Origin of the sequence: Paenibacillus sp. NPDC057967, assembly GCF_042887015.1 — a bacterium.
GTDB lineage: Bacteria > Bacillota > Bacilli > Paenibacillales > Paenibacillaceae > Pristimantibacillus.
Map to the genome: position 1 here is coordinate 342,602 of NZ_JBHVQB010000008.1, position 25,676 is coordinate 368,277.

General features: G+C 45.0%; 30 protein-coding genes. 4 read left to right on the forward strand and 26 right to left on the reverse strand.

Going from position 1 to position 25,676, the window contains the following annotated elements:
- The first annotated feature begins 20 nt into the window (after positions 1-20).
- The 4 genes from ACFVSO_RS21855 (at position 21) to ACFVSO_RS21870 (ending at position 7,239) form a co-directional block, all read left to right on the forward strand.
- Positions 21-4,934 (forward strand): DNRLRE domain-containing protein, encoded by a 4,914-nt coding sequence (locus tag ACFVSO_RS21855; protein WP_387477499.1) that lies wholly within the window; start codon positions 21-23, stop codon positions 4,932-4,934.
- A 640-nt stretch (positions 4,935-5,574) separates the two neighbouring features.
- Positions 5,575-5,880 (forward strand): hypothetical protein, encoded by a 306-nt coding sequence (locus ACFVSO_RS21860; protein WP_387477502.1) that lies wholly within the window; start codon positions 5,575-5,577, stop codon positions 5,878-5,880.
- A 109-nt stretch (positions 5,881-5,989) separates the two neighbouring features.
- Positions 5,990-6,916 carry a peptidoglycan recognition protein family protein gene (locus ACFVSO_RS21865; protein ID WP_387477505.1) on the forward strand — a complete coding sequence of 309 codons (927 nt, stop codon included), beginning with the start codon at positions 5,990-5,992 and terminating at the stop codon, positions 6,914-6,916.
- Positions 6,916-7,239 carry a hypothetical protein gene (locus tag ACFVSO_RS21870; protein ID WP_387477507.1) on the forward strand — a complete coding sequence of 108 codons (324 nt, stop codon included), beginning with the start codon at positions 6,916-6,918 and terminating at the stop codon, positions 7,237-7,239. Before ACFVSO_RS21865 ends, ACFVSO_RS21870 begins: the two co-directional genes overlap by 1 nt.
- Before the next feature lie 138 nt (positions 7,240-7,377).
- Here ACFVSO_RS21870 and ACFVSO_RS21875 read toward each other — a convergent pair whose 3' ends face one another.
- From ACFVSO_RS21875 to ACFVSO_RS22000, 26 genes are all read right to left on the reverse strand, one after another.
- The gene (locus ACFVSO_RS21875) at positions 7,378-7,665 is read right to left on the reverse strand and encodes a thioredoxin family protein (RefSeq protein ID WP_387477509.1); all 288 of its coding nucleotides are present in this window, start codon (positions 7,663-7,665) and stop codon (positions 7,378-7,380) included.
- 362 nt (positions 7,666-8,027) lie between these two features.
- Positions 8,028-8,891, reverse strand: a complete 864-nt coding sequence (locus ACFVSO_RS21880; RefSeq protein ID WP_387477511.1) for a sigma-70 family RNA polymerase sigma factor — start codon at positions 8,889-8,891, stop codon at positions 8,028-8,030.
- A 99-nt stretch (positions 8,892-8,990) separates the two neighbouring features.
- Entirely contained in the window at positions 8,991-9,266 is a 276-nt protein-coding gene (locus ACFVSO_RS21885) for a hypothetical protein (protein ID WP_387477513.1), read from the reverse strand.
- Between the two features lie 121 nt (positions 9,267-9,387).
- On the reverse strand, positions 9,388-9,729 hold the full coding sequence (locus ACFVSO_RS21890) for an HU family DNA-binding protein (protein WP_387477515.1): 342 nt from the start codon (positions 9,727-9,729) through the stop codon (positions 9,388-9,390).
- A gap of 73 nt (positions 9,730-9,802) precedes the next feature.
- On the reverse strand, positions 9,803-10,483 hold the full coding sequence (locus ACFVSO_RS21895) for a lytic transglycosylase domain-containing protein (protein WP_387477517.1): 681 nt from the start codon (positions 10,481-10,483) through the stop codon (positions 9,803-9,805).
- Between the two features lie 4 nt (positions 10,484-10,487).
- Positions 10,488-11,165, reverse strand: a complete 678-nt coding sequence (locus ACFVSO_RS21900; protein WP_387477519.1) for a hypothetical protein — start codon at positions 11,163-11,165, stop codon at positions 10,488-10,490.
- Between the two features lie 200 nt (positions 11,166-11,365).
- Positions 11,366-11,692, reverse strand: a complete 327-nt coding sequence (locus ACFVSO_RS21905) for a hypothetical protein (RefSeq protein WP_387477521.1) — start codon at positions 11,690-11,692, stop codon at positions 11,366-11,368.
- Positions 11,693-11,845: 153 nt separating this feature from the next.
- Positions 11,846-12,100 carry a hypothetical protein gene (locus ACFVSO_RS21910; RefSeq protein WP_387477524.1) on the reverse strand — a complete coding sequence of 85 codons (255 nt, stop codon included), beginning with the start codon at positions 12,098-12,100 and terminating at the stop codon, positions 11,846-11,848.
- A gap of 183 nt (positions 12,101-12,283) precedes the next feature.
- Complete coding sequence (locus ACFVSO_RS21915; protein ID WP_387477526.1) at positions 12,284-12,526, reverse strand: hypothetical protein; 243 nt, start codon at positions 12,524-12,526, stop codon at positions 12,284-12,286.
- Positions 12,526-12,819, reverse strand: a complete 294-nt coding sequence (locus ACFVSO_RS21920; RefSeq protein ID WP_387477528.1) for a hypothetical protein — start codon at positions 12,817-12,819, stop codon at positions 12,526-12,528. The genes ACFVSO_RS21915 and ACFVSO_RS21920 overlap by 1 nt, the downstream gene beginning before the upstream one ends.
- Before the next feature lie 215 nt (positions 12,820-13,034).
- Complete coding sequence (locus ACFVSO_RS21925; RefSeq protein WP_387477530.1) at positions 13,035-13,214, reverse strand: hypothetical protein; 180 nt, start codon at positions 13,212-13,214, stop codon at positions 13,035-13,037.
- Positions 13,215-13,379: 165 nt separating this feature from the next.
- Positions 13,380-13,847 carry a hypothetical protein gene (locus ACFVSO_RS21930; RefSeq protein WP_387477532.1) on the reverse strand — a complete coding sequence of 156 codons (468 nt, stop codon included), beginning with the start codon at positions 13,845-13,847 and terminating at the stop codon, positions 13,380-13,382.
- A 32-nt stretch (positions 13,848-13,879) separates the two neighbouring features.
- Positions 13,880-14,161 (reverse strand): hypothetical protein, encoded by a 282-nt coding sequence (locus tag ACFVSO_RS21935; RefSeq protein WP_387477534.1) that lies wholly within the window; start codon positions 14,159-14,161, stop codon positions 13,880-13,882.
- An 814-nt stretch (positions 14,162-14,975) separates the two neighbouring features.
- Positions 14,976-15,530: a hypothetical protein gene (locus tag ACFVSO_RS21940; RefSeq protein ID WP_387477536.1), complete on the reverse strand. Its 555-nt coding sequence runs from the start codon at positions 15,528-15,530 to the stop codon at positions 14,976-14,978.
- Positions 15,531-16,005: 475 nt separating this feature from the next.
- Complete coding sequence (locus ACFVSO_RS21945) at positions 16,006-16,347, reverse strand: hypothetical protein (protein WP_387477538.1); 342 nt, start codon at positions 16,345-16,347, stop codon at positions 16,006-16,008.
- An 8-nt stretch (positions 16,348-16,355) separates the two neighbouring features.
- Complete coding sequence (locus tag ACFVSO_RS21950) at positions 16,356-16,721, reverse strand: hypothetical protein (RefSeq protein ID WP_387477541.1); 366 nt, start codon at positions 16,719-16,721, stop codon at positions 16,356-16,358.
- A gap of 35 nt (positions 16,722-16,756) precedes the next feature.
- The gene (locus ACFVSO_RS21955) at positions 16,757-17,134 is read right to left on the reverse strand and encodes a hypothetical protein (RefSeq protein ID WP_387477543.1); all 378 of its coding nucleotides are present in this window, start codon (positions 17,132-17,134) and stop codon (positions 16,757-16,759) included.
- A gap of 217 nt (positions 17,135-17,351) precedes the next feature.
- Positions 17,352-18,473 carry a hypothetical protein gene (locus ACFVSO_RS21960; protein ID WP_387477545.1) on the reverse strand — a complete coding sequence of 374 codons (1,122 nt, stop codon included), beginning with the start codon at positions 18,471-18,473 and terminating at the stop codon, positions 17,352-17,354.
- Complete coding sequence (locus tag ACFVSO_RS21965) at positions 18,474-18,662, reverse strand: hypothetical protein (protein WP_387477547.1); 189 nt, start codon at positions 18,660-18,662, stop codon at positions 18,474-18,476.
- A 128-nt stretch (positions 18,663-18,790) separates the two neighbouring features.
- Positions 18,791-19,168, reverse strand: a complete 378-nt coding sequence (locus tag ACFVSO_RS21970) for a hypothetical protein (protein ID WP_387477549.1) — start codon at positions 19,166-19,168, stop codon at positions 18,791-18,793.
- A gap of 111 nt (positions 19,169-19,279) precedes the next feature.
- Positions 19,280-19,654: a hypothetical protein gene (locus ACFVSO_RS21975; protein ID WP_387477551.1), complete on the reverse strand. Its 375-nt coding sequence runs from the start codon at positions 19,652-19,654 to the stop codon at positions 19,280-19,282.
- Positions 19,655-19,658: 4 nt separating this feature from the next.
- Positions 19,659-20,420 carry a DNA polymerase gene (locus tag ACFVSO_RS21980; RefSeq protein ID WP_387477554.1) on the reverse strand — a complete coding sequence of 254 codons (762 nt, stop codon included), beginning with the start codon at positions 20,418-20,420 and terminating at the stop codon, positions 19,659-19,661.
- Positions 20,421-20,677: 257 nt separating this feature from the next.
- A complete protein-coding gene (locus ACFVSO_RS21985; RefSeq protein WP_387477557.1) occupies positions 20,678-22,615 on the reverse strand; it encodes a DNA polymerase in 1,938 nt (645 codons plus the stop codon).
- A gap of 96 nt (positions 22,616-22,711) precedes the next feature.
- Complete coding sequence (locus ACFVSO_RS21990) at positions 22,712-23,401, reverse strand: hypothetical protein (RefSeq protein ID WP_387477560.1); 690 nt, start codon at positions 23,399-23,401, stop codon at positions 22,712-22,714.
- Positions 23,402-23,775: 374 nt separating this feature from the next.
- On the reverse strand, positions 23,776-24,303 hold the full coding sequence (locus ACFVSO_RS21995) for a sigma-70 family RNA polymerase sigma factor (RefSeq protein ID WP_387477562.1): 528 nt from the start codon (positions 24,301-24,303) through the stop codon (positions 23,776-23,778).
- Positions 24,304-24,433: 130 nt separating this feature from the next.
- The gene (locus ACFVSO_RS22000; protein ID WP_387477564.1) at positions 24,434-25,519 is read right to left on the reverse strand and encodes a toprim domain-containing protein; all 1,086 of its coding nucleotides are present in this window, start codon (positions 25,517-25,519) and stop codon (positions 24,434-24,436) included.
- Positions 25,520-25,676 lie beyond the last annotated feature (157 nt).

The window sequence follows — 25,676 nt, forward strand, 5'->3', positions numbered from 1 at the left end:
CAATGAGAGCAGGTGATTGAATGCTTTATGAACTGACCATGCGGGGCGGTACTGGCGGCAGGACGGGTCAGACCGTCTACACCGCAAGGAATGGAATAGTCGTAACCAGTAGTGTTGCAGTATACAATAACTCCAACTACTATTACATGGAATACCTGTTCGATGGCGTGGATAATACGACCGCGGCAGATACATACTGGCTTACGAACGGCGGCACGACCGTAACGCTGGACTTCGACTTTAACAGCATCCTGCCGAAGCTGAACAGCATCCATAAGATGCTCATTTACCCAAGGACACGTAATGAATCCATTTCTGACTATCGTATCCTTGGTTCGGATAACAAGACTACGTGGACGGAGTTAGTTCCTCTCGTATCGAACACCTACGCCAACTGTCCCTACGGTACGGCTAGGGAACACGTATTGGATAAAAAGTTCCGTTACATCCGAATGGAGTTGTACCGTAGCGGCAACTGGGGTGTAACCTTGAATGGTATTCGGATAATGGCAGACGTACAAGAGGATTATTCCGACACCGCACTTGGGACAGCGTACCCTACTCCCGACAACGAGTGGAAGAGGATCGATGATACGCACCCTGTCATTCAGTACAAGGTGAATTACCCGTACAGTTATGCACAGGGGACTATTCACATTAACGCAGAAGAGATTAGCTTTACTTTTGTGGGCGACAGGTTGCGACTTCTCTACCATTACAACATGGGAAACAACGGGGACGTAGTTTACATTGACGATGTGGCTTATCCTACGACCAAGATTAGCACGGGAGCGTCAGCACTAGCCTTCAGTATTATGGGGCTGGACTATAGGGAGCATAGGGTTGTTATTAGAACCTATGTCGGCTCTGACTGGTATTCGCAGTTCGATGCTATTGAAATCGGTACGAACGGGTTCGTTAAGGCGGCGCTTGGTACGCAATTGCTGTCCGCTGAAGGCGGGTGGAGAAGGTTCGATGATGACAGATTAAGTTACCCTAACGGTCACGCCCTGTACAGCGCCACGGCTATTACTGGCATGATGGGTGCGGCATCAAGAGTATTGACTCCATCACTAAACCAAAACATGATTCGGTTTAAGTTTTACGGGACAAGGTTGAGGGTTCTCGCTTGTACGTATACAGGCAGGAATGACAACCTGCGTATCAAGATTGATGAGCTGCCTGAAGAGTCGTTCACAAGCAATTACGGTACGGCCAATATAGGGCAAGTCGTCGTGTATGAGAAGCTGTCAATGGAAAAGAAAATTCACGATGTAACCATTACCCTTGCCACCACGCATAACGGCGGGCAGTTCTTTATGGATGCTGTGGATATTGACGAGGACGGATACATTGTCGGAGAGTTGGGGGCTTCGTTGCCGCAACCAGAATCGGGATGGCAGAGGTTTGGTCAGAAGCACCCGGCTTTATCCTATTTCAACTTCTCCCACCCGTGGTCGGCAGATGCTAAAGCGTACGGTGGCACAATTTCCTACGATAACCTGAACGCCAATGCAGACGCAAAACTGTCCTTTAAGTTTACAGGCACTAAGTTGCGTATCATCTCTGCCTACAATACTGCCGCAATCAATCGGGGTAATAACATCATTAAGGTGGACGGGATACCCTATACGTACACGGAAATAGGGGAGTTGCGTTATACTGCGATTCAGTTTGAGGTTGTGGGGCTAGAGAATAAAGAGCACACAGTAGAGATTACAAAGGAAGTCAACAAAGTTCTGTCTTTTGAAGCCGTAGACATTGATGCTAATGGGCGGCTAATGCACATCAAGGAAGTTACGACAGAATCGGGCATGAAGGTAGGCGACAGGATTCGCTGTCATTACAAGGCCCACTACCCGAACACTGTCGGAACATTCTCCAATCTAGGAGAAGAGACTATGGATTTCCTACCAGCACTTCCTACCAGCACTTTACCAGAAGGTGACTTTTACTTCATTGCCGTTGAGGAAGACCGCTTAGGTCGTGTTAAGCTGATTGCCGATAGAAACGTCCAAGGCGGTATCTCATGGGCAACACTGAATAGTGCTGGGGTCGTGACAGGAAAGGTTCTGAACAAGTCGCTAGTACCTACAATCCTGCCGATGACCTCTAATGAAGGGGAAGGTGTATCCCTGACTCGTAGCGGAACGGTGGGGGCTAACCACGAGTCGTGGAAAGCTTTTAACGGAGATATGGCAGCTGGCGACACGAACAGATGGGTATCCCCCAACCCATCACCATCTTGGTTAATGTTCTCATACGCTGAGCCAAGGCTCATCAAAGCGTACTCCATTCTGTCTCACACGTATAATGCTGCCGCACCTAAGACGTGGCAGATGCACGGGAGTAACGACGGGACGATCTGGACGTTGCTGGATTCAAGGACGAATGAAGCGGGGCTGACAGCCATGCGAACATTCTACATGAATAACGAAACTCCTTACCTGTTCTACCGATGGACGATTACAGCCACAAACGGATATGCTTCGTACTTTGCCAGCGTAGACGAGATGCAGATGTATGAGGAATTAACGTCAGGGATACAGGCGTTCATCACACTACCTACAGGTGGTGTGTCTACAACGGATAAGGACAATGACTGGGATAGGTTCGTGGTTTCTTCCGACTTGGGCGGCGTATCCAATGCCAATGATAGTAAGGTGTGGAATTGGAGTGGTTGTTGGTCGCATACCATCAACACGTACACGTCGATTGGAACAAGGACGGTTCGGGGAAATACGGCGGCTGGTATGTCCTTCGTATCCACCACGGATAGCGCTCTTCTCTCCACTGGGTTCAGACCTATGTTCCTTGTGGTGGCAAGCCAAAGAGGGGAAAATATCCTCCGGAGTGAGATTTACGTCCGTACACGGATGGACATTGAATCGAAGTTGCACGTTTACCAAAATACTATCGTAGATGTTCCTAAATCAACGATGGTGGATGTGACTGTACCTGTGACGGCGACAGACTGGAAGGGCTATGCTCTCGAAGTCTCAAGCGTCTTTAGTGCGGCAGGTCACGAACCTTGGATGATGCTCAATAATGCCACAACAGGCTATGGGTGGGCACTAGCCGGCGGCGATACAACAGGATGGTTTATCTTCGACTACGGAGTGCCGCTTAAGGTCGCGGGTTATGGGTTAGGTGCTAGGGTGACGTACCAGCACCAGATGCCACGTAATTGGGATCTGTATGGCAGTAACGACAAGACGGGTTGGGAGTTGCTGGACACCGCATCAGACGTCACTGCATGGGATAGTGGAGAACTTCGTCAGTTTGTACTACAGGGTGATGCCTTTGCAAAACCTTTCAGGTACTTCAAGATGGAGTTTGGTAACTCTTTAATTGTGAACCAGTTAGCCATCCAAGAGTTTGAGTTGTATGAAGCCTATCAAGATGCTCTGGAACAACGCAAGTCGCACGTGACTGTGCCTCACAGAAACAATTTTCCGTCCGTTATCACGGTAAAACCTCACGGTAAAATGACGGGACGTTTTGCAGTCGCTCCTGTTTATGTAGACGATACGTCCTCCACCATTCAGGTAAAAGTTCACGATAACTTGGTCAGCCACATCTCCGTTCGTGCTGCTGGTAAGATGCGGGGGACGTTCTCTGTCATGCCGCCGCCGAAGGTAGAACTAAGCCTATCACCAGTCAAGGACGCTTTCGTCCGGTCTAACGTACCTCGTTTGAACTACGGAGAAGAGCAGGAGATGATGGTAGGTCGGACCATGAACGGGGAGGATTTCAACTCCTTGCTTCAGTTCGATATCCGTTCTATACCAGCAGGTGTGAGGCTGAAGAAAGCCCACCTCATGCTTTATGTGGAGCAGACCGCTATGGTTGGTACTCCAATCGGCCTGTACGAGATAGAAGCTGACTGGTCAGAGGTCGGGGTGACATGGGCAAGTACGCCAGTCTACGGACGTAGGCTTACGGAGTTAAATGCGGACGTAGCCAAGGAGTATGCTGAGGTTGACGTTCTCGATATCGTGAAGGAGTGGTACAACGGGACAGCCATAAACATGGGCATATTGCTGAAGGCAGAGCAGCAATTAATGGATGTTTATGCTCGTTTTGGAACACGTGAGCGCGGGGACAAGTATGAACCTAAGCTTGTGATTGAGTACGATGACCCTAAAGTAGCAAGCCCAGGATTTGCTGAGGTTATCGCGCACATCGTAGCACGACAAAACAAGGATAAAGAAGTTAAGTCCACCATCACCATCAAGAGTACTTGGGGTGACAGCCCTCCGATTACAGGACGGATTCGTGTCCTCAACCCGATGATGCTGGAGACGTTTTTGACGGTACGGCGTGACAATATGTACTCGAAAATCACGGTCAAGAGAAAGGATGACAAATCCCTTACGACCACCATCACGGTGCAGTCTAAGGATGAGTCTGTACTGCTGACTAACCTGATCGTAACCAGAGACTTCCTGACGGGATTCGTTACCGTAAGAAGAGATGACGAAGACAAAATACCTTCAGTCATAACGGTCAGACGCTTGGATGACGATGATTCGGTTTCTAGCATAACGGTCAGCAGACCCAGCTTGGCGGGCCTCGTATCGGTCATCGCAAGCTCTGTTATCCCATCTACCATTACCGTCATTGGCGAACAAGTAAGTGATGTGGAAAGCCTACTCACCGTTAGGCGTTCAGACGACCGTGAAATTACGTCAAGTATAGAAGTATGGTCTAACTCGTCGCTAGAGAGTAGTATTATGGTCAAGTCTGGTTATTTAGCCTCAAGCATTACAGTACCGTTCAAGGGTAACAAAGACTTGAAAGCAACCATCAGGGTAAACGAACGGTATCACAGCGACTTGACCACGACTCTAGAAGTAATCCAAGGCTCAAGCTTGCCTTGTTCGATTACAGTAGAGATATACGACGATGGTTCGTACCTGTTTATTATGTAACATAGACCCCTACCATACTCGGTAGGGGTTATTTTTTGTCCTAAAATGCTTATATTGTAATCGCAAGAGGGCGGAACTTCCTGAAAGTTTTCTGCTTATTCTTCTGTGATACGCTAAATCTTAGTCGTCGTAATATATTCATGACCCATGTACTCCTGCACAAGAGTCATATTACAGCCAGCATTCAGCTTGAAGTAATCTTGTGCTTTTTCATGTACAACTTAATTAGAACCAAGAAGCCTTCGGTAGGAGATTTTTCTTTTAATGCACTCCACTGCGGCGGCAGGTGAAATTACAAGAGCCCTCTCAGTTTCTACAATATACTTGAAGAAACTGAGAGGGCGCACAACATGCGGTTAATAGAGACCGTACTCTATCAAGAACATCAAGAAACGCTATGTACTTTCTAATATGGGGTGGCTCGATAGCTGTAACACCGACTCGTAGTTATCTATGGTTAAGTCGGACAAGTTCTTATCTGTTTGCAGGTAGAGTAGGAAGGTCTCAATAAAATTCATTAAACATCTTCTCCCGTTGTTTAGCGGTAACATAAACCAAGTTTCACGGATTATGTGACTTGTTAACACAAGCAAACAGACTAGATAGAAAGGTCCGGTGATAGAAAATGGACGTAGGTGTTATGACAGCAATCATCGGTGGCGTGGTTTCGGTAGTCACGGGTGTTATCGGCTACGCAAGCGGCAAAAGCAACAACAAAATGACGGATAGAGAGCTACTGTCCAAGGATGAACAAACGTTCAGGGCTGGTCTGATTGAGCGGTTGAATTCCTATGAAGAGAAGATTGAAAAACTCAGCAATGAAGTAGTTACTCTTCGTAAGGAGAACATGGAACTTATCAGTGAGAACAGGTTGCTAAATGCCAAGGTCGAGCAACTGGTGGCACAGCTTTCTAAAAGGGGCGGTTATGATGAAGTTTATCCATAGTCCATTCTGGTTTGACGAAGACGGATTCTCTGCCAAAGCTATGAAACAGGAAGAAGCGGACGTAGGCACTGCTACTACTACAATCTAAGAGAAAGGGGACCTGACTTAAATGGCATTCAAAATGAAATATACTATCGAGCAACGATATCTACCTAAAGGTACGAAGAGACGGTCTGGCATCAAAAACCAAGGAATCGACTTTATTGTCGCACATGACTCAGGCAATGATGGCAGTACAGCGGCGGGAAACGTGAATTACTACACCAACTCTGCCAACGTAGTGAGTGCTTCAGCGCACACATTCATTGATGATAAAGCTATCATTGAGTGTGTTCCACTTACGGAGAAGGCTTGGCACGTCATGTACAACGTAACAACTGACAACGAGCTGTACGGGTTTGATTCCAATGACCACGCTATCGGTGTAGAGCTTTGCTACTCCTATAAGAAGGGTAATATGAATAACAAAGAGTCGTATAAGCGGTATGTGTGGTACATGGCTTACTTATGCTACAAGTTCAACCTGAATCCTATGAAAAGAATCTCAGGTCACAACGAATTAGACCCTAATAGAAGAACCGACCCTTATAAGAACGCCCTGAAGATTATGGGAATCACAAAAGACCAGTTCCTTAAGGATGTTGTGAAGGAGTACGCAGAATGTACCGTGGCTGAGAACCTTTACTCCGTGTATCAAGGCAACAGTAAACTTAAGGACTTTCCTGACTACGTAAGCGCAGTCGAGTACGCTCAGAAGTGGTCTAATGTAAATATCAGGAAGATTACAGACGGTTCTTGGGTCTGGTCTAATATCAAGAAAGAAAGTGAGGATGATTGCCCTATGAAGCTTGAAACTTGGCAAAAATCCATGTTAACAGATGGGCTTAATAAGCTATCCGAAATTAATGGAGTAGACGGAACCCCTCTCATTAATGACCCTGAAGGTTGGACAAAAAAGGTCAATAATGGGACTATCACAGCGGGGGAGTTGGCTATTATAAACTTTGCACTAATTTCAAGGCAGGTGATTAAATAATGGTGACATTGACAACAGTATTGACGACAGCAGTCGCCGCAGTAGGCATCTGGATATTGGTGGCGGGTATGACGGAGGCAATTACGGAAGTCCTGAAAGCGGTATTCCCGATTAAGGATAAAGCAACGTATGGAGTGTCCGTGGTTATAGGTGTAATTCTGGCAATCGCATTTGGACTCAATCCGTTTGGTTTGACAGGAGTCGCCGCATATGTATCTATGGTAGCCGCAGGTATTATGGCTTCACGTGGGGCGAACTACCTGAACGGTTTGCTGAAGAAACTAGGTATTGTCAATCTGAATAACAACAAAGAGCATCCTTAATGGGCGCTCTTTTATTTATGTTATGAAGTAGTTACAGTCATGTGTATAAAAAACGGTTTTTGTGAACATGTTTAATTATAAAGCGCGGTCATCCATTGCCTGTAATTCGTCAACACCCTTCTCAACAAGAAACTCTTCTTATTCCCCCAAGTGTTTTTTAGTGTATTCGTCCAATTGATCTAGCCAGTTGTCTATTGCTTTCTTGGCAAGAGCGCTGCTGAAGCGTCCCAGTTCCCGTTCCCCGTGGCTTACAACCACTGTTGGGATGTACTTTATTTCTGTATGCTCAGACTGCTCATACGCAATCTTAGTGACGCTAACATTGGGTCTCTCCTGCTCGATCTTGTCAAGAGTTTTCGAGAACCTTCGGCAATATCCGCAGGAATCACTGAAGTAGAATTTAAGAGTTAAGGGCATCTTTGACATCGCTAACCACCACAAATTCAGATACGTTGCTAGTGAAGCGACCGACCACTTTGCATTCCTTCAATAGAGCGCGCCAGGGGGCGTATAATTTGATTATATTCATTTGACAATCTCCTTTTTGGGATGATAAAAGATTTTTTTAGCCCATTCATTAGTAGTTCGTGAATGCTTCGGCCAGTAGTTCAGAAGTTTGTATTTCGTCTTCGAGAATATCCATATTGACTTTGGAAGTTTCTGTCGGGGAGTAGAGCTCCACTGAGGTGATAATGTCTTACCAAGTCTTGTTAACATCGGGCATAGGTGGTCTTTAGCCTTAACCAGATAAGCTCACTAAGTTGGAGCGCTAAAGGTACGCAAATGATTTATGCGCCTTGCTGTATTGCCTTCTGACGAATGTAATACAACACTCTTGTCGTGTACTTGTCAGTGTCGTATCCGCACACTTCGAGAAGTTCTGTAATGTCCTCAATACGAAGAAGTTTATTACGCTCTTTGGATTCTTGAGCAATAATAGAAATCTCTCGTTCATACTTAGACGCAAGCTGTGTCTTCTCTGACTTAGTTTCGGACTCTTGATTCTCGATTTTCGTTCGGATTCTATGAAGAGTCCTGTTAATGGTCATAGGGTAGACGTTCAGACGTTCCGCAATCTGAGTGTTGTTGTTACTTGCGTCTCCCAAAACCAACCGCATAACTTTCTTCTCGAAGTCCGTGAAGATAGGGTCATCCAGAAGTTGCTGGACATAGATTCGATTGGTAACTTCCTCTTCAACTTTACGCTCGTCCTTGTCAATTACCTCGAAGTTATCCATAGCATCGTAGTGTTCAAGTTCATCGCTGAACATAGCAATTTCTCGATAACGCTCTACGGATACTTTGAGAAGTTCAGCCATCTCCCTTTCTGCGGGGCGGTATCCTAATGCGCCCTCGATCTCAACCATCTTCTTGATAAGATCAACAGCACCACGGCTAAGGCGAACGGACTGTGAGTCACTATAAAGTAGATGATTGATTTCCCAAAGTATGGGGCGCACGACATAAGTCGTAAATTTTATGCCCCTATCAAAGTCGAAGTCTCTAATTGCAGTTAGGATGCCAATACATGCATGTTGGTACAGTTCATCTTCCGTGATCCGGAACTTTGTGATAAGTTCCTCAATGCTCCCCTTGAAGTGAATAATAATGGAAAAGATAAAATCCCGATTAGCTCTCAGGAAATCACCCATGAGTTCTCTGTCATCCTTACACGCTCTAAGGAGTTCCAAGTTGTGCATGTCTTTAGTTCCGTCTTGCCTTAGATGTAGGTAATTGGCACTCAACACGGTTTACTTCACCTCGAACTTTCTTTCTTGGTGTACAGCCTTAAGAAAGTTCAATGTCTCCCCATCTACTGTGACCACGTTACCTGCGCTGTTATGATTTTCGTCATTTTCAAGGCGATTGATTTCTTTAATATCCTTGCGTGTTTCCGATAAACTGTAGGCATATCGCATAGCATCATCCATCGTCTCAATTTTCTTGGAAGCGTCAGATTCCATTGTTTCCGTAACCTCGTCATGAAGGTCTTTGTCTGTAACGTCAGGTGTAATGAAAATACTCATTAAGCCCATCTCCTTAAGGTTTTAAACCGTGTTATTTACTCCATGCTCTAGTAGTCGGGGCATGCCTGAAAAAAGGTGCGGGCAAAAAGAAAAGACCCTATTACTAGGGTCTCTCTCTCTGTTACTTTAGTGGGTAGAGCTTCTTGCCTTCTTTGAGACGTTCTTTAGCAGACTCAGAAGGCTTAATAAGAATTGTACGATAAGGCTCTATAGTCATGAGTTCTCCCGTCTGAGGGTTCTTCACATGCTTCTCATTGTAATCCTTGGGTTCAAGGTTGAACGAGTTGATAAGATACACCTTGTTTCCTTGTACTAGATTCTTAAGAATATTATCCAGACCATTACGTAGCACTCGTTCTACATCTTTGATAGGAACCTCTTTCAGAGATTCGTTCTGACAAGCTTCTTCCTTCAAGTGATCGAAGGTTTCCCTGATGATATCCTTCAGGAACTTATTAGCCATATAGGGCACTCCCTTCATTGTGGTGTTACCAACAATAAGGAAGTGCCCTATATGAATAACGAATGACAAGGAATTACCTGCTGATTGTCTCCAAGGCTTTGTTAACTTTAGTCAGGTACTTGGTGTTGTATGTTCCTTTTGCCACGTTACCCTCGCCCTGATTGTATGCAACTATCCCTAAGTCCTCGCCAAAACGTTCTTGATTGTACGCTAGGTACTTGACGGCTATTTCTATATTGACGGAAGGATTTTTGCGGTCCCCTTTGATGCCCGTGGATTTCTGCGCGGTGGGTCGCACCTGTAACAAACCCACATCATTAGCCCTACCGACCAAGTTAGGAGAGAAGTTACTTTCAACTTGCATCATGGCTAGAATCGTATAAGGGTCAACCTTATAGGACTCGCAATAACCTATGATTAGTTTAGCCCATTCTTTGGCGTTCTTCTCGGACACCTTTTGGTTTCCTTTTGAATCCTTTTGCTTCAACATATGGTCAATAAGATTTTGCTCGACTGTGCCTACTATCTCCTGTTCAGGTTCTTCTTCAAACTCAGGAGTTGCGGCGGCTGGTGTAAGCGTTACTGCCAGGTTAAATATCTTTTCGATCATATTCCCCCATAGTAGCGGATCTTGCGCCTTGAGCATACTTTCTGTCACCGTAGTCTGAGGTGGGGTGTAAATCACCTTTTCTTGCGGGGAGCAAGCAGTAATTGTCATAGCGGCAATAGCCACTGTCATAATAAGTTCTTTCAAAACGTTACCATCCTTTTTGTGCAACTAAGACGTTGGCAATAAACTCTTCGATATCAGCGTTAAACTGGTCGTCATAGTTGTTTACTAGAACGTTGTTCGTCTCAAATGATCCTGCACTACGTTCAGTATCCTTTAATAACTCTTCGTTTAATGCGTCCACGCCGTCCAACTCTGCAATCTTGCCAAGGCGCTTTTCTTCATCTGCTTCAATCTTGACGATTACTGCCCCAAGGTGCTTGAAGAAGTCGTAATCAGTCGGTTGACGTAGGTCTGGGCAGATAAACCGATGGTGCTCTCCCTTCAGGAACAATTCGATGTTCCTGCGAAGCCATACCTTAAACCAGATATTAGAGTCTTCCTTGCGTAACTCTTGTTCAATCAATATAAACAGATTACGGTGCTTGCCTTCGAGCTTGCCGTAGATAGTCTTGGCAATCTCCCCAATAGGTTCAGCGAGTGCCCTAATATTGCTGGTGAGCAGTTTATACTCTCGAATGCGATTGGCTACGTGGTCTTTTCCCGAACGAGACTTTGCCGTGATTGCCACGGTGCGGTTGGATAAAGCCAGTAATGCAGGAAGTGCCCGCGCTAGTAAAAGTTGTTCACCGCCATTCAGTTCAGATACACAGGCAGATGTTACATAACTGGTTGGACGGAAGTCGTCAACTATGCCTGTAGTCAAATTGAATCCGATATAGCATGGGTATAACTCAAATTTCTCTTCAATGGGATTTACATGAGAGAATTACTAGAAGGTACTCACCCTTGCTGTTCCGAAGAAGCTTACCACTGGACTTCATAACTCATTGCTCCTTTCTTTAGACTTCTCTATATTGGTCGTAGTATGGTGGGAGAAGGGTGCGAAAAAGGGAAAGGCGGGCATTAGCCCACCTTTCTCATTCGTATATGAATGTCCTTGCACCACTCATAATCTCGCAACCAGAGAGCAATATCCATAAGGACGTAAAGTCCAATATCATCCAGATTATCCAAGTCCCAGTGCTCTGCTTTGCGGTTTATGAGGGAATGTGCCTTCGTACCTAATTTAGCCCTGACTTTGACATGAAGTTCTTGAAGTGATACTTCCTTTCCATATATGATGGCGACAACACTGTTAGGAGCGGTCGAGACGACTCTGCCAATAAGTCCGTTCTGAGGGTGATCTTCACTCACCACTTCGATAAAGTCATCCACTTCAGGAAACATCATAAGCATAACTCCTTACGCTTTGGCGTAACCCTTTACCTTTCCGTAACGGGAAGCCGTTGCTTCTATTCTTTTTAGAAGGGTGGTTAGAAATATCTCTTCGGTAGTTCGGTGTGCAGAGGTAAAGCTAATGCAGTTCCCGTAAGTCGGAGATCATTAAACCTCACTCCCTTCAGCTTCAAGAATTTTAATAAGACTCTCGTAGGGCGGGAGATTAATAAGAGACTCTTCAAGCCAATGATGGAGCATTATACTATCTTTCTCTTCCAACTTCGCTTCCGCAATAGAACTCAAGAAGAGTGTTTTACCATTAGCCGCGAAGCTCAGCTCCTTAGCCTTCTGTGCAGGGTTGTCTACTAGACGAAGTCCTGCTACGATTCTGTGGTCAATATGGGTTTTTTCTGTAATCATTTGTATCACGCTCCCTTATTATTAGTAGTGGGAGTATCTATGCCGAAAGGTGCGAATGAAAAAAAGAGACCCCGGGGTCTCTTAAGTCTGAGTCTTACATGCGAAGACAATAAGCAGGATATCGCGTTCCCTCGTATGAGGTCGGACATATATTTTGGTCACATAACACCCCAAAAAAGGCTCTTAAATCAAGTCCAGACATTTGAAACATGCGTCAGCTTTCTTACGAATTTCAGTGATACTTTCGTTCAGCAGAATATCGAAATTATACAAGCTTGCGTAGTTGTTTTTGAGGGCATTGAGTTCTTCTGAGATCAGACACTTACCTTCGCCTTCAAGCACGCTTTCCACATTATGACCCATGTCCGACACCGCCCTTCGAGTGCTCTTGACGACTTCGTAAAGGTCGCGGAATTTTAGTTTCATTATTGTCTCGTCCTTTCAATGTGGCTTTGACGGTCGGTATAGGCATTAGAGAAACAGTCCTGAAGACACTGCCTGTTGCCCGCAATGAGATTCTGTAAACCAATGTGAGAAGTCACGTCTGCGTTCATAATTCGCTCCAAAAGGGACTCAAGCTGTGACTTGTTCCTGCGAATAACGTCAACAGCTGCGGGTGAAACGTGACGCATGGCTTGTTCCATATTCTGAATAGACTTCTCAATCATCTCTACCTGCTCTACTACGACACCAAGCGTGTAGGCATATGTTGTTGCCATTCTATCCCCTCCTAGTTATGTGCGTATAGAGTTTCCTGCTATTTCTAAACCTTTGTGTCACTTTTGAACCCCTCCGTACTATTAATAGTCGCCCCATCTATACTGGTAGGTGCGATGTGAGAAAACAGATCCGAAGGTCTCTTTAATGTTCGTCTTCGAAGGTTTCTTTCAGTTATAAGATGAAGCTTCCCAGTCGATGTACTACTAAGGTGTGGTTACTTCTTGAGGCGCTGCATGAGTCGCTTGGCTTGCTTCTCAGCGGTACGGCGTGTGGCTCTGTTGAACGCCATGAACGGCACAGACTGGTGTAGTTCATCACGTTGTATAAGACCGACCACATCAGATACCTTCAGACTAGAGCCTCGAGTCATTGCATTTTCGTGTGGCTGTTGCATACTAGAAAACTCCTTACATGGTTATTTTATAATCAGGTAAGGGAACTCTACCCGTACCATGTTTTTTGAGAGCCTCAGGATTTACTATGTGGCGAGCAGGAACATCTGCCTTTTGCCAATCACTCCTTGATGATTGCTACGACCCGAATTAAACGGGGAAGTGGTCTAGATTGATCTAGAGAAGCACGTACAATCTTCATCACAAGTTGGTTCAAGTACAGGTTCAGTAGCTTCGTAGAAGTCTTTACCTACCACGGTGACAATCTTGTCTCCGTCATGAAGTCGAATGACAACTGTATTATCGAACGAAATGAACTGATACTCTCCGTCTTGGAGGTCTGTACCGGTGGCTTCGATTACAAGTTCTTGAATTTCCTCGTCTCGCAGCTTACGCTCATTTCCGAGATATTGAAAATCCTTCGGGAACGAAGGTGCTAGGAACGCCTCAATCTCTTGCAGATTGGCTTCAGCCAATTGGTGCTCAAGTTCACCGACACGTTTAACCAACGTGTTGTTCGCCTTCAGTACTTCGTCATAGCGGGCGGCTTTTTCGAAAATGTCGATGATGCTAAGACCGTCCAGTTGAGGAGCAGTAGGAGCACCGAATGGAATGAAAGTGTGTTGTTTGTTCATTGTTGTTACCTCCGTTGTAAGTTGTATTTGCCTTACTCTATAGTTACCGTTCCATCCAGCACATAAGGTGCCGCAGTTTCTTTAGTGGACTCGCGTATTGTTTTCATTTCATAGTCTCCAGCCTCGTTACGGTCAAAAAAGAAGCTAGAACCGATTACTTGTTGGTTGAAGTCTTTAGGGATGGTCATTGTGCCGCCATTCTGCTCAGTCAGGTAAGACAGCATAGCGAACGCTGCTTCGTTCTGACCTTTCAGGAACATAATTTCTTCCTGCATCTGCGAGACTTGTGCAGATTGACGAATGTCGATATTCATAAATAATTCCTCCTAGTGTTGGGTGAATAGTTTTCACTACCTGCTTCTAGTAGTGATGGCACGAGAGATGGCGAACTCAATCTTCTCCCAACGCTCGACAATTTGGTATATTTTCTTGTTCATAGTTGAGAGCCATACCAAACCTTCCTAAAGTTTTTGCTTGAACGCTTCTACAACATCCAACAAGGCGGCTGCGGCCAATTCGTCATTCACTTTGTCACCTTCTACCTGAAAAGCTTCAGTGACGAATACATAAAGCTTGTCCATTAAGAAGAGTACTAACTTCTACGCCGTATTCTTCTTCAAGTACGGCGAGAACACATATCAGGATAGTACGGTCACGGTTCTCCATTAGAGAGACGCTCCTCGCGGCTTCTTACAGTAGTCAGCCCTGTCGTCATTAGCTATACAATCAAGTGTGGGATGTTGGTCGTCATGAGTGCTCCAGTAAGCCGAGACAACTTCGCCGTTGCCTAGGTCTACTACGATACAAGCAATGTTTATGTCTTTGCCGTTGGCGGGCTTTTTCCTCGAAGCAGTGCTCGACTGTCACAATAGAAGTCAGTTCCCAGCCATTGCATCTACGGACAGCCGTCCAATCATTCGTTTTTCATACTTAATCATTTGGCTAACATGCTTGTTCATCGGCCTTTCCCTCCTTACTTTCAGTAGACGGGTTATCAATTAATTAGGTGGAACCTAACTAAAAAGCCCCCCAGCAGGTGACGCTCGACTGCCTATACTACAGTAGTCGTGGCATCCCTACCGAGAGGTGCGATGGTTTTATGAACAAAAAAAGAGACCCTAAGGTCTCTTATGCTGTTTCTTCTATGATAAGCTTAAGATTGTATTCGCCGTCTTCTTCAATAAATCCTATAATTTGTTGCAGACGGGTTACCAAACTCTCACCAGAGAACTGTTTGTCTATTGTAATTCTAGTACCAGAAGGGAACATCGGGACAGGAGTAAAGACTTCCACCACTTTAGTGGCGTCTGCTTCTTTAGGTTGACGTTGCATCTTAGCAGGAATCTTGTGTTTTTTGTATAGTTCGTATACTTTCCAATCTTCAACCCCAAGACCTTCGGATACTTCTTTGTTCCGATAGTGATGCCGCCAATAAGTCAGACGCTCGATCATTTCCTCTCTAGGTAACTCTAGTAATTTGTCCAACTTAATAATTGTATCGTACATGACGTACCGTCTCACCCTTCCTGTACCTCTGTATTTTCTTCGTTCGTTGCCGCTGAGTAAGTCGATGGCAGTCCTCATAGTCTTAGCCGACCCGCGTCGACCACGACTAGCGTGACTCTTACCTATCTTGTGTTTCTCTCTGGAGTCATCGAAGAGCATTTCTGTGATCTCATCCATACTCATTCTCCCTTACGCAGAGCCTTCTTGCCCCATAATAGAGTAGACTTTCCAGATAGTCAACAAAGGCTACTAGAAAGTCTGAATAATTTCTATTATAGGAAAATTAGTAACCCTTTAAACGCTTGGAATGTTTTGCAAAGACTAGAATATACACAGAAATTTTTACAATAGAAACTATTATGCTGGGTGAGAAAGTTTACCGGAATTTTTATAGTGGAGCATCTTCATGAATTGCAAATGCGCGCAATCTTAACTCTAGTCAAGTCCTCGACAGGTATCGACACGGCGTTTTCGGAATAAGATTAGGGTATTTTATAGTGTGTAACTATTAAGCCCTTATCCTCACCAACCTGCCGATGAGAGGTTCTAGCTCGTCCATGACCTCTTCAAACATAGCGGAGATGGTAGGTTTATTGCTTGATTATGCACTGTAAAATTCAGTGATTTCGCTCCCATAACTGGTATCAGGTCTTTAAGAGCCTTCGTCTGTTCTTTTGTCATTGTCTTTATCCTCCGTGTATGAGTAGTCTCTGAAGTCTTTAATATGAATCTCGATACTCTCCATCCACTCGCCTTCTTCATTAAGCATCTGCTCCACATCCATCAGGCGCATGAGGTTCTTCTTGCTAACAGGAGGTACGATTGTTTCCTCGCCTTCATCGTATCGAATCCACCATCTGCGGATCGTCTCGATGGTCAAGGTTTGATTGACAAAGTTTCCACAGTTGTTACACCAGAGAACCAATCCTTTGTCGCATTCCATCTCTTCTGGCGAAAAAGAAGACTTTCCACCACAATGAGGACACTTATTCATGAATCCAATCATCCTGTCCCCTCCAAACTGAATGGTTTTGCTCTGGTGGACTTGACAGCTATTGCTGCTTCAATACCCCTTATACCTGAAAACTCACTGCTGTCGCCGCTTATATTCTGCATATTCAATGCTTGAGTGGCGTATCTCACTTTCTTTGGAGCTTCCAATAAGAACCTGTGCATTAGCACTTTCTTACCTTTGTCGTTAGACCTAGCCCTTGATTTCCGACCTTCCTTTATTTCCACACACCACCTACAATTTACGCTCAAGAGTTTAGGTAGGTCTTGAGTGTCGATGTGACACTCATAGACCCCTTCCCCCTCTGTAAGAAAGATAACGGTAGTATCACCGTCAATCTTAAAATCGTTTTTCATCTCGTAATCACCTCTCTATCTTGGTCGGTGCGAGATTACTTAGAGTCGCGAAGTTCTTTCTTCATGTCTTCCCAAGCCTTCTTAGCTTGAGCATTGTCTGCCTGCGCCTTTACGCCATTATCGTTTGTGCGGACGACATGACGGAAGTATGAAGCCAGCAGTGTGATTCCTGCGAACACGGACGGAAGCATGGAAGCGGTAATAGATGTATGGAAGATTGTAGACAGCGCCCCTGCTACGAAGCCGCCAGCTACCCACGCAACAACGTGTCCTACTACCCAACCAATCAAGATGGCCAATAGCGGCTTCAGGATAAAACCAATAGCCAGTACTGCAAGTGCTCCTGCACCGAGACCCGCTCCAACAACGCCGATTCCTGAACCTGCTAATACTGTTCTGATTACGTTTTTCATTCTCTAATCTCTCCCTTAAAGTATTTGAAGTAATCTTGTACATCACTTAATGGCTCGTACCGAATACCATTGTCAGCGGGGTACGGCTCAGTGTGAATAATCTTTAGTTCTTGAATCTCTTTCGGGATTCCGTTAGGGAATGCCATGCAGGTCATTTTCCCACGCTCATCCCGATTGAAGTGTTTACAGAACACGCAAGGTACTGTAATGTCCATTCCTACCACTCCTCACATCTGAATCCACCATACTGCTCGTACCACTCCCATATCTTAGGATCTATTGGAACGCCTGTAATCTTGGCGGTGAACGTTTCAGGAATCAATTCAATCGGAAACCATTTGGTTGCATAATTACACAGATTGTTTGCGATGTAAGTCGCTTCAGCATTGGTTAGAATCGTCTTCGCACCGTAGTTGTCAGGGTCAAGGTTAGAGATGTAATAGAACTGCTGTGCCCCAATATTGTGATAATGAAGCCAGTGCCCTATCTCATGAATGACCGTCCTCAGCTTATGTGGAGAGGATTTCTGCCCTGTGTCGTACTCGGACTGAGTGATTATCTCGGAGTTGTCGTAGTCGTATGTTCTACTCACTACAACCTCACCAGAAGCAGGGTTGAAGAAGCCGTTCGCCCCATTACCGTTCTTGATATTGATGGTCAGTTTGTGCTTCTGAATCATGTTAGCGAACCCGCCACAGTTATTCAAAAGCAGAGCTAACGCTTCAGTGACGTAATTAGCGGCATTAAGCTTTCTCGCAAAGTCTACTTCCACTCCTAAGTCCTTAGCCCATTTCTCTGCTTCAACAACAGAGGTAAACGGTTGCCATGTAATAGGAAGCTGTATCGTCCCACCTGCGGGCGGGTTGGGCGACTGTTCGGCTTCAGGTGGCTCTGGTGGCGGGTCTGGATAGTTACCTAGGTCGGTCGTCCCTGCCAGTACCAAGTCAGAATCACGGTCAGTTAGAAAATGAAACATAAGCTCAATAGTCTTACTGCTTCCATTTGACGTGTGATACTCAAAAAAGAACTCTTTACCTGCCTTTACTAGGTGAGCCACTTGGAAGTAAAGACCTTCCTCGAAAGACTTACAGTAGATGTTCTTGGCTACCAGTTTCCCGTCGACCGTCAAATTCCAGTAGTCTCCTTCATCCAGTGCACTGTTGCGAAAAGAGATGGCATAGAACTCCAAGTCATGGGACATACTAAACGTATCCGTTATAACACGGTCTCCCTGCGCCTTGGCGGGTATGTCCAACACCCTTCCTATAAAGTGAGGTTCTGGTTTTGTTGGATAATAGGGCGGGTCTAGCCGCCCACCAACAACATAACTCCCAAGCATTTACCAACCACCCCACAAATTCCACTTCAACATTGCAAAAAACGTGCCGCCTACGGAGACGTGACGACTACCGTCATACTTCTCTTCTGCTGCGTAGTTCGGGCCATTCCAAAGCGCGTCCATTTCGGCTTCTTCTATAACCGTATTGCCACCCACGAGCAGTACAATTTCTTCTAATGGATAGTTCAAAGGGGCACTCTCCTTAGTGCAAAAATGGTTTGTGGTACTCGACCGAATCGCTGTCATACTCAGCAACTTGTGTCATTACCATCGTCATCTCTTCGGCAAAGGACTTAACTTGGCAGTACCATCAAGTCTCATGCGTTGTAAGACCTCGCCTTACGTCCAACCTGCAAACGATTAGACTGCAAGATGTTAAGAAGTTGAGCCGTTGTTACCTTGCCGCCACACTTGCCTTCAATCTCACGGATCAGAATGTCTTGGGCGCGCTCAGGAATAGGAAGAATTGTAGTAGGCTCTTCAACTAAAATGTAGTTATAGATGCCGTCTCCCAAGTTCTCTACACGAACCTTATAACCTTGCTTATACAGTTCTTGCAGACGAGCCGCCCAGCGTTGGCAGATATCATACATCTCGAAGTTTGCCAAGCCTTTAGCACCTGCTTTGCGAAGGGCATCCAGGATTTGCGCTTGTTTGGATACATGATTCTTGCTATCGAATTTCACTTTAGTCATGAGTTAATCACTCCTTTTTGTTGGTTGTTTGCCTACACTATTAGTAGTCAACCCATCCTCCTGAAAAGGTGCGCGCATGAAAAAAGCTAGGACACGAATGCCCTAGCCTTCTTATTGACTTGATTCTTCAGTTATCTCTATTTGCCCGAACAACAAGTCTATTGCTGAACCTGAGATATTTGAAATGTCGTAGTGTTCTCCTGTGTTTTTATGCTCAAAAACCAACACATTCTTAACGGGCGTTCCTTGGTGGTTGCCGCCAAGCCGGCAAAAGATAGGAGCGTTTACTTCGGAGAGCTTCTTATTTATGTGGGCAGGAAAGTCCGAAGTGAAATGGTCTCTGTTACTTCTGTACACCCCTGCATCCAAGACAATTGAATAAGTAATACCGTCCACAATAAAACTCATATAGTCGTTTACCCCTGCTGTCACCGTCTCTTCTACAGGCAGATGAGTACTTCCCCACTTTCTTAAACCGTGAACCATAAGGCTATCCCCTCTCTTCTTCACTTTCAGTCTCTTCGTCTTCGTCAACATCTGCGAACATTCCGACCTCATACTCGATGCCGAACTTGGAAAGTTTCTTCTTAACCTCTTCCTCGAACACTTTTCTCCAATCAAGAGCACCTTCTGTCATAAGACGGATTTGCTCTTGAGAGAAGTTGCCGCCCCAATACGGTGATACCTCAATGTCCGAGCGAAAACGAACTCCAACGTTATTAGGGATAACGTTAACCATCGTGTCTGTAATCGCTTTGAGGGCGGCAGGGTCAACTGTATCAGGTGCATCGAAGATTAACTCATCGTGTACCTGAAGCACAATATAAATGTCATCTTTTTCAAGCTGGGAAACGAAACCCTCACGTAACCACTCTCTGCGGTCAAAGCACTTCGTACCGTTAGGGCGGGTAGGATAGAACAGGTCGACCATCGCCTTTTTGGACTGATCAGCAGAAGAGCCTTGAATCTTGGCATTACAAGATTGACGTTTGCACTTCTCAATCTTCCAATGCCGTCCAGATCTCTTCCACATATCCTCTTGTTTAGCTTCAGCTATGCTTTCACCGAATCTACGCTTTCGTCCAAGAACAGTCTCGATGTATCCCTTGTCCATCATCTCTCTATGAGTCGTTGCTTCCCACATGAGGTAGTTAGGCATAGAGGACTTAAACCCGTCAATTAGCTCCTTGGCTTCCTCTTTACTGCACTCGATCTGGTCACTCAACCCCAGCTCAGTGATACCGTATATCACCGTGGTATTCCTATATTTCTATAAGCACGGACTATACCTTAACAGCCGATAAGCCGTTCTTGTGCATTGAGATACTTTCTCAATGACTACGTGAACTCGTATTCTTGCCATAGTGACCAACCTCCGCTGTAGTGTATAACTACTTCTTTTGTTGGTACACATTATGGAATGACTGTTCCTCCCGTTGTACAGGTTCGATTGATTTACCGCTTGTACGGCAGGCGACCTGTAACAAGTCTCTACACCATCGTTCGCTATTAACTAGCAAGTTTTAGCTCGGTATTGCCGTGTGGAATGTCTCTCGACAGCCAGTTAGGTTTCACCGATATGAGGGAGGTTTTACTTCGGCATGTATGTCTACCGAAGACGACAGATTTGGTCCTCTTACGAAGCAATTCAAAAAATGCCGCAAGACGTTCGATGGTTGGGCGGGAAATGTCCGTAGTGGAAACATTTTGCCCCTGCTCCTTACTGTTTAGGTAGGTGATAGAGTATACCAGTTCCTGAGAGTCAGCGTACTTATCGATGGCTACAGATACGTTAGCGGCAGTTTCTTCCTCTGACTCTCCCTTGTGGCCTCGAATCATCTCAAACATGTTGTAATCGAATCCGTGAATTTGGCACGTAACCCGACTATGCATGTCCAAACCTAACTCAAAGATATCAATAAGCGTCTGCTCTTGAGTGAAAATAGCCAACCAGCGAAGTTCCTGTTGAGAGTAGTCAGCAGATACCAGAAGTCGTCCAGCCGCCGCGCGGAATGCGTAACGGATTAGATCAAATTTACTTGGAATTTGCTGAAGGTTAGGATTAGAGCAGGATACACGCCCTGTACGAACCAATTGGTTATAAGAACAGTGAATGATTCCGTCAACCGTGTTGTCGGGAAGCTTGTTACAGAAGGCGTCAATCAGTTTAGATAACCCACGGTACTCTAAAATGTACTCAATAATTTTGTGGGCTACGTCCCCTACGGTCACTTTTACGTTCTTATTTCTCGTCAGCACCTTTTTGCTTGTGGAATGCTTAGGTACGTTACGTTTCAATTCTTTGTCGTAAACTATTTCAGGCTCAAGCACTTTGTGATCTGCGTACAGCTTTTGCGCTAACTGTGCTGGAGAGTCAAGGTTGAACTGTTCCACAACTTCGTACTCTTCCTTATACTTGATGCCCTGCCGTTGGCGGGTATGTGTCCTAGTCAACATAATCTCTCTCCCTAGCACGGTAAAGATATCTTTCTTAAGGTCATCTAGTTTTTCCTGAAGAACCTTGCCAATGATTTCCTTGAGGAACTTGGAGTCCAGTTCTACTCCGCGGCGCTCTGCTGTGGCAAAGACAGCCAGTAGCGGCATCTCTACTTCCCTGAATAAACGGTACACGCTGCCTAGACCGTAGGAAGGGTTCTCTACTATCTGTCGTTGGTACTGGAACACCCAATGCGTCATGAACACGTCATGGCAAGCGTAATAGTTCGCCAAACGATGGGGTATACTGTCAAATGGAATCTTGTCGAACATGTTACCGAACTTAAAGGTTGGGCGGCTGAGTTCATCACGGGACAGCTTACCTTGCTCAATCAACCAAGGAAGCGCATACGAGTTGTACCATTCCTTCAAACCTTTAGGTTTGTTCTCATTTAAGAGACCGCCCATTATCATTGTGTCCCAATGAATATTGAAGGTAATGTCGATGTTAGCCCAGTTTTTCAGAACGTGAATGTCGAATTTTGCGTTCGCGATAACTATCAAATTGTCGGCTTCTAGCAAGGGTCTTAGCGCATCTGCGACTACGTCAAAAGGCAAAATTTCGACATTAATCGACATATCATGTAGATATGGACGCATAGGTATGTTAAAATACTGTTCAGACTCAAAACCTATGGAGATAGAGATTAAAGCATCACGCCAATTGTTAAGCCCATAGGTCTCTGTATCAAGGTAAACATAAGCATCCCCTTGATACGTCATCTTATATGCTTTATAATAGTTTACGAATTTTTCCAGTAGTTCAGGAGTATTAATCAAAGTGTAATTGTCAGGCATGACAATTGTGGCTTCAATATCTAAAATTTGTTGTTCTTTCTTAGTTAGTTTCTTAGCCTTTTTAGGTTTTTCTGTATTCTTTGTGCGGGTCGTTCTGGCAGACTTCATTTCGCCCTTGGCGAGTATGTCCAGTACTTCATTGTCTTCAGACACAGTGACCCTCCCTGTTAATTGGAAATAAGGCAAGCTGTCGAGGTAGAATAGGGTTATACAGCAATGAAGGGCATTTCAGCCCCTCAGGGTCAGGTATTAAAATGGAAGTTTATGTTGTGTAGCAGGTGCTCCTTGCCGTGCTCCAACATCCCATGGTGCTTGACCGCTTTGAGGTGCTTGGTAACCTGCTTGTTGTTGAGCATAGCCGCCTTGTGGTTGGCTAATCTGAGCCCCGCCTACAAGAGCTTGCATGAAACCTGCAATTTCAGCAGGAGAGTGCGGCGTAACTTGCGGAGTCAGGTCAGGAATGTTATCCATCAATTCTTGTGTTGGGAACTCGAGAACTAGCTTACCTGCTTCAGGGTTCAGGTTGTAGCGGCGGGCGCAGTAAGAAGTATCCGATGCACCTTTTCCAGTACGGTAAATGGTTACGAAGTCTTTAGTTGGGTCAACCTCGTCCAGATTGAAGTCAGAGTTAAGTTTTTGAACGTGGGACTTAGCGAGCGAGACGAACTTAATTTTCTTCTCGATGGCATCATAGACACGGAATTTAATACGAAGTGCAGGGTACTTGGAAGGGTTAGCCTTACATAGTGGGCAAATATCTTTGCCTGGGCAACGTACGTATTTAGGAGTCAGCGCTGATTCGTAATGCTCACGGATACCAAGCAAGTCTTCAAACCAATCAATGAAGAGCAAAGTCATCGGCTTTCCTTCTTCAAAAGTAATGAACTCTGCGCCGCCAGAAAGAATTGCTTCGAGACCGCGGACTATTGTGTTAGACATAATATTTTTCCTCCTAATGGGTTTTGATTTTTGAGGTTCTCTGATCACTTACTATTAGTGGTCGTTTCAACCTTCTCAGAAGGTGCGGGGTACTTTATTGGAGATTTCAGATCGTTTTCGAGGAGAACTTCCCCTCAAGATTAGTAATCGTTCTACGTAAGGAAGTTTCTAGAGCCTAGAAATCTCTTGAAAACACCATGGGAAGTCCTGAAAGTCTTGCGAAAAGGAATATCGGTATGATAAGATAAGCCTATAAACGCCCCCTGATTGTTTTCTAGGGAAAGTTGTAAAGTCAGTAGTGGTAAGATTATCAATTACGTATATCCAAGCGAAGATTAATATATAGAATCACTAGGTTAAGGGAAGTCAGATGATTAACCCTGACAAACCTTTCTCAGCTTGCTCATGGCACGGGAAGCGTGGGACTTGTCCAACCCAAGATAGTTAGCAATCTCAGCAGGTTTCATGTCCATCCCGTCCTCTGTGAAGAGCATGTGGACAAGAATTCTACGCTGTTGCGGCGTAAATTCGTTGATATTGTTGATATAGTCGTTACGAACATCTGACAGACTGTAACCGACCTCTTCAGTAGCATAGGAGAAGTAGTCGATAGTCGAGCCTTTTTCTTCATCTGCCCCATCGCAGAAATTTACTGAGGTGCTATTCTTGGAAATCATGCGATTGTTTCTACGGTAGTAGTCATAGACAGTGCGTTGAACCACGGTATGGGAGAATGCAAACATATCTTTCTTAACGTGCCCTTTGTCAATAGCCGTGAGGATACGCAAGACAGCTTCAGACTTGACCTCGTCACGCTCATCCTGACGAACTCCTCTCAAGATAAAGTTAAAGATAGGTGTAAGGGACTCGATATTGAAGTTGGCTACTTTAGATGTTGTCATGTGAAATTCCTCCAATGGATTCATGTGTAATGAGGTGCAAAGGCTTGTACTATCAGTGGTCGTTGCATGGTTAAAAAAAGGTGCGAAAGAATCATGCTTTCGTATCTTTTTTGTGGTACAATGGGCACTGTTAGGTGAAAAGAGACCCAATCAGGTTCACGTTGTAGGTCTCTAGCTTGTCTAGCAAACTAGCTTTAAGAAGTTCATTGCTGTCTTTGGGCGCAGGAAAGCTAGGATAGCGAACACGGTTCACAATTAACCCCGCCCTATCCAATAGAATTGCGGCATCTTCCATGCCTTTTGTTCCCGCCTTGTCGTTGTCAAGCATCAAGTCAACCTCTTCAATACCAGCAAGTTGAAGTTCTCGAACCTGGTTCTTGAAGAGAATCCGACCGTTAATAGAAACGGCTGGAATTCCGACTTGATAATTTGACATACAGTCAATAGGGGATTCGACTATCCTGATTCGCCTAATTCGGTGCTCTGTGGTTCTAAGTTTGTTAATGAAATGAAGGCCGAAAACGATGTCCTTCTTTATTGCACTCCCTTCATTGATGAACTTAGCACCGTGATAGCTGTTACCAATTTTCCGTTTTTGGACAAAGCGCAGCTGACCTGTTCTTGTCCGTTGTGGAAAGACCAGCGTCTCAGTTGCGGTGTCAACACAGATTTCATAAGTTTCGAGGGTACGGTCATCGAATCCACGGGAACGCATATAGTTCATTCCTGACTGATAGAGTAGTTCGTCATGAGACCTAGACAACTTCATGGCATCAAGACTGCTCTCTTTAAGATGTGGAATCATGAACTTATTCCTGCGATTCTCTATGAAGTCAACCATATCGAACGTTCTTTGTTTTTCCTCGATGATGTAAGAAGAAAGCAAGACTTTTATGCCTTCTCCATCATCAAGATCTAGGGCGTTCTCTATCAAGGCGTCTATTGTTCCTAAATAGCCACAAAAAAAGCAGTTACAGTGATAGGGCGGCTCTTTCGAGATGCCAAAAGAAGCCCTAGATTCAGCGTGCATTGGGCAACAACTCATAACCCACTCACCTGTATCGTTAATTCCCGTAAGGGCTCTAGGATTGGATACTGACTTCGAGAGATGTTGATAAGAAAACCTGAGTTCATCTGTTAACTCTTCTAGGTCGATGTAAAGTGATTCGAGAATCTCTATATTTGGATTCTCCTTTTTGAGTTGGAACTTTATCAACTGCCTTTCCCCCTTATTAGGGTGAAACCAGAGGGTAAGACTTTCACTTCATCTTCATGCACATCAACGTGAATGTAGTACGATTGAGGGAAAAACTGCGAGTGTGCAGTTGTGTCCCTACCTGCTCTATATTCATCAAGAGAAATAGAGTTAAGGT